The sequence below is a fragment of the uncultured Vibrio sp. genome (assembly GCF_947488985.1).
Lineage (GTDB): Bacteria > Pseudomonadota > Gammaproteobacteria > Enterobacterales > Vibrionaceae > Vibrio.
On the sequence record NZ_CANLBV010000126.1, the window covers coordinates 1 to 7,797 of the forward strand.

Annotated in this window: 10 protein-coding genes and 1 pseudogene; 8 read left to right on the forward strand and 3 right to left on the reverse strand. The window is 41.1% G+C overall.

All coding sequences use genetic code 11. The features are described from left to right. Nucleotides 1–90 precede the first annotated feature (90 nt). Nucleotides 91–267 (forward strand): hypothetical protein, encoded by a 177-nt coding sequence (locus tag Q1A70_RS17995; protein WP_299694875.1) that lies wholly within the window; start codon nt 91–93, stop codon nt 265–267. On the opposite strand, the gene Q1A70_RS18000 is transcribed toward Q1A70_RS17995, so the two are convergent. Further along, nucleotides 264–812, reverse strand: coding sequence for a recombinase family protein (locus Q1A70_RS18000; RefSeq protein ID WP_299694878.1), 549 nt, complete (start codon nt 810–812; stop codon nt 264–266). The genes Q1A70_RS17995 and Q1A70_RS18000 overlap by 4 nt on opposite strands. Nucleotides 813–1,309: 497 nt before the next feature. Between Q1A70_RS18000 and Q1A70_RS18005 the strand changes: the two genes are divergently transcribed. The 7 genes from Q1A70_RS18005 to Q1A70_RS18035 all read left to right on the forward strand — a co-directional run bounded on the left by Q1A70_RS18005 (nt 1,310) and on the right by Q1A70_RS18035 (nt 4,717). After that, nucleotides 1,310–1,636 carry a hypothetical protein gene (locus Q1A70_RS18005; protein WP_299694881.1) on the forward strand — a complete coding sequence of 109 codons (327 nt, stop codon included), beginning with the start codon at nt 1,310–1,312 and terminating at the stop codon, nt 1,634–1,636. Continuing rightward, nucleotides 1,636–1,911: a hypothetical protein gene (locus tag Q1A70_RS18010; RefSeq protein ID WP_299694884.1), complete on the forward strand. Its 276-nt coding sequence runs from the start codon at nt 1,636–1,638 to the stop codon at nt 1,909–1,911. Before Q1A70_RS18005 ends, Q1A70_RS18010 begins: the two co-directional genes overlap by 1 nt. A gap of 3 nt (nt 1,912–1,914) precedes the next feature. Further along, nucleotides 1,915–2,244, forward strand: a complete 330-nt coding sequence (locus tag Q1A70_RS18015) for a hypothetical protein (RefSeq protein ID WP_299694887.1) — start codon at nt 1,915–1,917, stop codon at nt 2,242–2,244. Beyond that, on the forward strand, nt 2,244–3,116 hold the full coding sequence (locus tag Q1A70_RS18020; protein WP_299694890.1) for a hypothetical protein: 873 nt from the start codon (nt 2,244–2,246) through the stop codon (nt 3,114–3,116). Before Q1A70_RS18015 ends, Q1A70_RS18020 begins: the two co-directional genes overlap by 1 nt. A gap of 2 nt (nt 3,117–3,118) precedes the next feature. Then, nucleotides 3,119–3,403: a hypothetical protein gene (locus Q1A70_RS18025; RefSeq protein ID WP_299694893.1), complete on the forward strand. Its 285-nt coding sequence runs from the start codon at nt 3,119–3,121 to the stop codon at nt 3,401–3,403. Further along, the gene (locus tag Q1A70_RS18030) at nt 3,403–3,891 is read left to right on the forward strand and encodes a hypothetical protein (RefSeq protein WP_299694896.1); all 489 of its coding nucleotides are present in this window, start codon (nt 3,403–3,405) and stop codon (nt 3,889–3,891) included. Before Q1A70_RS18025 ends, Q1A70_RS18030 begins: the two co-directional genes overlap by 1 nt. Before the next feature lie 307 nt (nt 3,892–4,198). Continuing rightward, on the forward strand, nt 4,199–4,717 hold the full coding sequence (locus tag Q1A70_RS18035) for a hypothetical protein (protein ID WP_299694899.1): 519 nt from the start codon (nt 4,199–4,201) through the stop codon (nt 4,715–4,717). A gap of 193 nt (nt 4,718–4,910) precedes the next feature. Here Q1A70_RS18035 and Q1A70_RS18040 read toward each other — a convergent pair whose 3' ends face one another. Together Q1A70_RS18040 and Q1A70_RS18045 are read right to left on the reverse strand one after the other, a co-directional pair. Then, nucleotides 4,911–7,181 carry a DUF2971 domain-containing protein gene (locus Q1A70_RS18040; RefSeq protein ID WP_299694902.1) on the reverse strand — a complete coding sequence of 757 codons (2,271 nt, stop codon included), beginning with the start codon at nt 7,179–7,181 and terminating at the stop codon, nt 4,911–4,913. Between the two features lie 503 nt (nt 7,182–7,684). Further along, a pseudogene (locus tag Q1A70_RS18045) lies at nt 7,685–7,797 on the reverse strand (IS5/IS1182 family transposase); the annotation flags it as partial.

The window sequence follows — 7,797 nt, forward strand, 5'->3', positions numbered from 1 at the left end:
GCAGGCTCTTTGGCATCTCGAATTAATGATAACTTTCAAGTTCTCAAGCCTGCATCTTCAAGTTGAACGAGTATAGTCAACACACATGAGATGATTAAAGACGCACTCGATGGTCTAGATGAGCGTATTGAAAGCTTGAAAAAAGACGACCCTACACTCACCACCTTGACATTGATTGCAATGTGCGAGCGAGAAAAGGAATCGCTAACCGTGGAGTTAGAGATTGTAGAGGATATCGCAAATCAATTTGATGCATTCCCCGTCTAATTTTTTACCACTCTCATAACAGTAGCGCGACTCACACCCATATCTTTAGCAATCTGACTGATTGAGTCACCACTGTTAAATCGCGAGACGGCTAGTTTTTTCAGGTCGTCTGATAATAATGGTCTGCGACCCCCTTTCTTACCTGTACGCTCGCGTCCTGACTGTAAGCGGTCTACGATAATGCTGTGCTCTAGTTCGGCAAATACACCTAGTAGCTGAGTCATTGCTTTACGCATAGCATCGTCGGCTGATGTATCAACCTGACCATCAAGGGTTTTTACTTGCGCTCCTTTTGCTTGAATGCGTGTGATTGCATCTAGAATAATATTCAATGAGCGCCCCAAGCGGTCTAACTTAGTCACAACAACAGTGTCGCCATCACGAACATAATCAATTAGTTCATCTAGCTTTTGTTTATTGTCGTCCGATTTTCCCGATTGCTTGCCGTGAAAAACGCGAATGCAACCTGCCTCTGTCAATGCGTCCAGTTGTGCGTCTAGGTTTTGGTCTTGTGTGCTTACTCTTGCGAATCCGATAAAACTCATTCTCAAACCTTGTTCAATACTTTGTAGTTATGAACATATAGCCTACATATGTTCATAACTTTGTAAAGGTTAATTGTGAACATGTTCAGAATTAGCGCATAGATTTGAACAATAAATAGTTATGTAGCTTTGATGGTCTTTCGTCAAAACCATCGCGCTCACCTCTAGTTTTACATCATATGTGAAATCTTCATTATCAGTTTGGGCGTCCCCGCTTTAGGTCGCCTTTCGGGGCAGTTTCGTTTATTCGAGGCTGCCCCTTTTTTTGTGCTCAAAACCCGCAACCTCTCGCTAACCCCGCCAACCGAAAGCAACACATTTGCCAATTCATTCTCTTATCTGAAAATTCAGTCAAAAACACACCACTAAATAGAAGTATCAGAGCAAGAATGACATCTAGCTCAAACTGGTTCGGGTTCATCCAGTTTTGTGAAAAAACCCTTTAAAAATTAAATATACATCGATGGCCTGATTCCCGTCGGTGTTGAGGAAGAAAAATGACAAAGTCAAAGAAACAGTTAAACCGAGAATATTATGAAAAGCACCACAAGAAGATTATCCAAAAAGCGGCGGAGCGTAGTCGCAAAGCAAAGGCAAGCAAGGCGTTTGGCACATTACTTAACGAACTCGCAGATAGTCGCATCAAGTTAGAGGCGATATTGCTACAGGATGTATTAACCAATCTTGATAAGAAGCTAGAGCCTGACCATATCGCGATGTTGTGGAAGCAGTACAAGCAAGAGCATAAACACGCGGGATTCCTAACAATTTCAAATGTTAATGACCATAAAGAACCGTTCTTAAATTGGATGGAGTCACGATAATGGGGGCATTAAGAGAGTTACAGAAAGTAGCGAAATTATGGAAAACGACCGTCCATTTCAATGATGAGCAAGGTTTACATTTCATTGCTAAAGATAACCATTTCTTCATTGAAAGCGGCAATAACATCCTGATTTGGTCGAAAGGCGACGGGTTTCACTCAAAAGTTAATGCTAGAGATTTTCACACCGCTGCCAAGCAGTTTCGTGAAGAAACGCAAACTACATCGAAGCCTACAGAGGGTGCAAACGAGCTATTTAATCAACTAAGAGGGTGATACATGCTAGATAAATTTGCTGAACAGAATGCTGTCATGCGTGAACGATATACCGATGAATTCATTATGCCTGAATCACTTGAAACCGCTTATAAGACGTTTGTTAAAGCGTGTATCGACTACAGAGTTTCTAAACCAAAGAACGGCAAAGGCGAAACCTCTGATTTCATTTATTCACTAATGAACGACCGTTTAGTGACATTGACAAACCTAACGGGATTGCCAAACAAGATAACTACGACTCTGGCGCGAGAGGTTGTAATCGACCATTTCAATGAGCTGGCAGAAAAACAAAGTAAAGAGTTGAACGAGTACGAAAGAGGGAACTTTTAATGAAAGTATTACAAATTGGCGAGTTTTCGCCATCACACACAGACGTTGTTTTCGCGTGCCGAGAATCCGCATTGCAAAGGAATATGTTGAAAACTTTAGGGCGTTTTGCCGAGGGTAGCGGTTCAATCGCATTTCTTGAAGATAAGGGGCTTGGAGCTAAGTACAAAGCTCTATTCGAATCTGGATTTGGGCTACACATCGAAAAAATCAATAACGCGCTATACGTCGCTGATATCAATGATGTCATTAAGATGAACGAACGTAAGTTAGATTTTGAAAGCATGAAAGCACTAAACGAGGGTGTTGAAATCGTCGAATATCTTAGCGAATCCGAGTTCGTATCACATATCGAGAAATCAGATTCAGATTCATTCACAGACTTGTTTTTTAGTCACAAATCACTGATTGATTCAGATGGCGATGAAGTCGCATATGATGTGGGTCAAGTTACTGCCGACGGTAAGTTCACACTAAGACCAGATATCGCGAATCTAATCGATTCTGATTTTGAAATCAAAGTTGATGGCGATGGAGAATGGGAGATTTTGAACAAGACACTTACTGCGCGTGAGGTTGTGAATATCATCAAGTTCTTACGTCAGTCTGAAATCAATGAAAGCGAGGGCGTGAATGTTGATGCATTAGCAGAGGTTCAAGGTCTTCTAAGCAAACTAGGTCTAGAGCAACGCCACGGCAATCTAGATGAGGTTGAAGCAACTAAGAATGAACTAAACACGATTTTAGATTCATACGGAAATGCACAACCACCAGCCAAAGGCGTTGATGCAGTCAGAAAAGAAATGGAAAGCATACTAAAGCCGATAGATATCGTTGCTGAATCTCTTTCGTGGCTAAACAAAAACGGATTATAAGAATGATTATTAAAAATACAACTACAGGCAATGCATGGGTATTGCCTCAAGATGTTCAGTTGCCAAAAGGTCAGTACGCGGATATGAAATTCGTCGAGACTTTGCCAAAAGAATGGCAAGAAGCAATCAAAGCGGATATCGAATCAAATGACGCTAAACCACATATGAATGAAGCTCTAGGCATGCGTCACACGTTTATCGTTGAAAAGCGGAGTGTTTATACGAAACAAGCCAGAACGCTAGTATCTCGCTGCAAATACGCCAAGAAAGGCCGTAAGGGGGAGTGATGCTTGATTCAGAAAAGGCACGTGAGTTACAAAAACTATCAGCAAAGGCTAGAACCGAAAATGCGTTAGCTCGTCGAGCTTTGAATGATGCGTTGACCAAAGAGCCTGAGCTTATCGCGAAACTGATTGGCGCAAACTCTGAACAGTTAGCTAGTACAAAACTGGGCGGTGAGTGGTTATTAAATTCCGCCCAAGAAATCCTAGTGAATTCAATTCTCGAACGCCAAAAGCAATCTCATAAACTTGAGCTTGAACAACTGAAGGCCGACTTGAAAACTACTGACACCATTGAAATCAAAACTCATCCTGATTTGCATGATAGTAAGCGCGTTTGGCAATTTGATGACTTGATAACAACGTATGTGATGAGTAATACAAGCAGTAGAGAGATACTGGCCTTGTTTTCTCAAAATAAATCAGACGAGCCGCCTATGGATGAGCAAAACCGCTTACTAGAGATATGGCGCGCGTTCAACGGGGGTCAATAATGGATGAAAAACCAGAATCTAGTATCCCGTTAGTACTAGAAAAAGACGTATATCAGTCTGATACTGGCGAACACGTAGGGCAAGTCGATGAGATTGTCTTTGTCGGGACTTTTAACGATATGCTTAGAAAGCATGGGAGTGCCGAACAAAGTAGAGGGAAGAAACGATGGCAAAATCATTAGCATATCTAGGGGGATGGAGTAATCACATTCCCGCGTCACTAAACAGCAGTGCGTCTACTAATTCATTGAGTTCGCCTACATCGGGTCGGTTTCCCCGCTATTGTAGAAACGGGATAGGCGGAAGTTTGATACCTACTGGTAACAAAAGTTTGGCTGCATATGGTGATGATGGAGATATCCATTTTGATTCCTCTGTAGTTGCAATTCGATACAATCAAACAGCGGCTAACCTTAATCAATCTACCGTTTGGCAACAGCCGTCTCACTTAGTTATCAGCTCTCCGACCGTCCAAGGTGTAAGGGCGGTATGGACTGCGAATAGTACAGGCGCAAGCGGATACGCGAAAGTATACGGCAAGCATCGCCTGAATACGGCAGAAGTAGAGATATTCAGAACTCGTGGATATTACTCGGGGCGTTATAGTAACGGTTGGGGGTGGTATGGAGCACACACATTAAAGCGAATTGATGTTCAACATATACGAAACAACGCGTCTTACGCTAGATATCAAGCTTATGATTTCACTAGCTGTGGTTTTAGTAATACAACGTCGTTGGCTGCTCGTACAGACCAATTTACAGTAAGTAATTCAGCTACACAGGCACAGCGTGAAGTAAGCGTTGTGGTTAAGAATAGGTGGTGAAATGGAAGTCCTAATTATCTTATGCTGTCTTATCAATCCTGTGCCTGATAATGGGAATATTAACAATAGTATAATTGTTAATAGCTTTAACGATACTGATTTCAAGGTTAAGCCTATTTGTTATGTGGTTGAAGATAAAAAGCAGTGTGATAGTGAAAAGCCGACCCGTTAAAAGGTCGGCTTTTTGTTGGGGCTAGATGTTTGCGATATCGATATCCCGATACTCTAAAGCAAAGCTGTTGTCTTCGGGGATAAATGCCTCGCGTAGGGTTACCTTAGGCTCATGATTTTTTCTTTGACTATTCATGGAATTAACTATGTTTGCAATGAGCTGTTTTTTGTTTTCTGGGAATTTACAACCTAATGTAATGCTGCAAATATGAGCGTTAATTTTATCCCTATCATTGTTCGGATATTCATAGATATCAAAACTTACAGTTTCTTTTTGATTGGAAAATATTCTAACCTCATGCTCGTATTCCCACTCTTTGTTTTTAGTCAGAAGATATTGATTAAACACATAAAGGTCTTGCTCTCTGTTCCTTTTTAAGTGGTCGGCATAATCAACTTTCGCCACGCCAACACCACTAGGGAATTTACCGCCAAACCAGTATCCCACCATAATACCCTGATGCTCTTGTGCGTAATGAGACCACATCAGCATAGAGTTTTGGTTATTGGAGAGTGAACAAATTCTATAGTTGGTTGGGTCTACGAGACTATCCGAATCGAGCTTACTTAGTACGGGTAGTTCAATTGGGTCATTCAGTTGCTCTTTGGAGGCTAGATATAGGTACTGGTTTGTAAGTGCGTCGATGGTGTTGATGTTAAAAGGAGAGTACTTGAATAAAGTGCCTTTTTTGGCGGTGAATATACCCCATTTAAAGCGATTGGTTAGCTCAACGTTGAATTGGTTGCGTAGTGTGTGAAATTCGTTTTCCGGTATCGCTACATCCGGCACCTTTTTCGCGCAGCTAAGGTAGTTGCTGATAATAGTATGACTATAGTTCTTAGATAAAACCATTAAATCTAGGGCAAGTTTATAGTATTCAAGAGCGATGCTAAATTCTTCCTTAAAGTCATGGCAGACTCCTATGCAATTATACGACGACATCGTTGGTACGTTGCTCTTGTGGAACTCAGTGACGCTTTCAATTACAAAGTCAAACTCGTTACACTCCATGCCCAAGTTGTGTAGGCGTTGGTAATCTTCACTATTCATATCACCATTTGCTAACTTTGCTTTCATTTCGGTCAGTTGTTGATGGTGATAGGCGTGATTCCATTTGTTTTTTAAGGAGTCTAGCTCTTTACTAAGTGGTTCATGCAGGTAGTGATTGATTAGGGAGGGGTTATCGAGCGCACTGTTAGCATTTTGATATAGCCCCATAACACTAATGGGGTGGTCGAAATCCTTACCTTCAAAAAAAATTTGTTCAAGCTTCTCAATATTATGTTTGCACCTTACAGCATTGTATAGTGCCAGAGATTCGTCTCGTAAAGTGCTAGCTTTGCTGTTTACAAGCTCTAAAGCTTGCTTGTTTGGACTCTGGTTTAAGTAAGATAGGGCTAGTAGGTAGTATAATCGTGGGCTAACTTCGTGTCGTAACATAATGTCGCCCTCAGGCGCTTCTTCATAATAGGTCACTACGTCTTTATATTCTTTTGCACGAAAAGCCTTCTGCATTAAAACTGTTCGAGTGGGGTTGGGTTTTCCTTTTTTCGCCTCGCTTGCGTGCGCTTGATAAATGCTCTTATGGTCTTCGCCTAAAAGTTCGTGAACACTTGAGTAGTACAGCTTTGTAAGTGCAAACTCTTTAGTTATAAGCTCGCGGTCGAAATATGCCTTGATGATTTCGATGTTTACCTTATCCATTGTTTTTATTAGGGATAAGGTATCTTCTACTTCATCTAGATAGAAATGAGCAAAGACCAGCATTTCTTTTTTACATGTAATTCTATCGTCTTGGACAAAGGTTTTGATTGCATGCCAGTCTTGGTGAGAGAACTCTGCTAGTTTACGCACACGATAAGATAAGTTACGTATTTTATGCTCCAACCGCTCAAGTTGACCGCTTTCGTAATCGCTGCTTAGTGACTTTATACATGAATCAGTAGCGCCATCTGTTTGGAATAAGCCCCAGTGTGCGTCGGCATTGTGAGGGTTTAACTCGACGGCCTTTCTGTAATAACCGGCTGGTATGTGATATTCATAGAATGAATCATAAATTTTACTAGCGGTCTTTCCGAGGTAGCAGTAGGCAGATGATTCATCACCTTGTCGTGAAACGACTTCCGCAATGACATCATCTAAGCTTTCTTGCTTTAGGTACTGGATGAAGTAATAAAACCCTAGATACCATTCATTTTCGTGAGAGCGCCAACAGTCATCTAGGAAAGCTAGGTTCGAGAATTCTTGGTTTTTAATCCAATTGATTATGTTTTTGTCATCAATGTTAGTCATGTAATCCATTCTTTAAATCGTTTTGCTGATAACGAGATTATGAGGGCGACTTATAATAAAGTCACCTGATTTCATATGGTTAATGAGTGGCTGTTCTGAGTTGTTAAATTGTTGGTGTGGTGGTGAGTGTCGATGTAGTGGATAGCGTTTAGATTAGTGAAAATTTAGGCATAGGTTGGTAGTTGCTTGCTCCCAACCACAGATAGAAGCCAGGTGCTGAAATCGTGAACATTTTTGAGAGTGTTCGACTAGTTTTTTGAATGCGCTCATTGGATTACTCTTAATTAGGTTTCGTTACATGATCCTTCAGGCGGGATCCCTACAAGGTTGATATTGATGCGAGAGATGGATTTTTTAGCAAAATGAACGGTGCCATTGCGCATAAAATCAGTAGCTTGTATAGCTGATGGTAATTGTAGCTTGCGAATTGTTGAGATACACGGTATTGATGAAATATCGCTGAACAAACTAGGGCGTGTTGATCTTTGCTGTACATTCCGTGTTCAACAATACATCGGTAGCCACATCAACATGAATGCCAGCGATAGCATGCTGGCATAATTCCTTTCTAACTTGTCATATCTACTTGAAATAGCTCGATAATGCTTAATTCTCG

Bases quoted from the DNA above. Each gene is read 5' to 3' on its own strand.
- Q1A70_RS17995 (WP_299694875.1), top strand. From the start codon at position 91: ATGATTAAAGACGCACTCGATGGTCTAGATGAGCGTATTGAAAGCTTG.
- Q1A70_RS18000 (WP_299694878.1), bottom strand. From the start codon at position 812: ATGAGTTTTATCGGATTCGCAAGAGTAAGCACACAAGACCAAAACCTA.
- Q1A70_RS18005 (WP_299694881.1), top strand. From the start codon at position 1,310: ATGACAAAGTCAAAGAAACAGTTAAACCGAGAATATTATGAAAAGCAC.
- Q1A70_RS18010 (WP_299694884.1), top strand. From the start codon at position 1,636: ATGGGGGCATTAAGAGAGTTACAGAAAGTAGCGAAATTATGGAAAACG.
- Q1A70_RS18015 (WP_299694887.1), top strand. From the start codon at position 1,915: ATGCTAGATAAATTTGCTGAACAGAATGCTGTCATGCGTGAACGATAT.
- Q1A70_RS18020 (WP_299694890.1), top strand. From the start codon at position 2,244: ATGAAAGTATTACAAATTGGCGAGTTTTCGCCATCACACACAGACGTT.
- Q1A70_RS18025 (WP_299694893.1), top strand. From the start codon at position 3,119: ATGATTATTAAAAATACAACTACAGGCAATGCATGGGTATTGCCTCAA.
- Q1A70_RS18030 (WP_299694896.1), top strand. From the start codon at position 3,403: ATGCTTGATTCAGAAAAGGCACGTGAGTTACAAAAACTATCAGCAAAG.
- Q1A70_RS18040 (WP_299694902.1), bottom strand. From the start codon at position 7,181: ATGACTAACATTGATGACAAAAACATAATCAATTGGATTAAAAACCAA.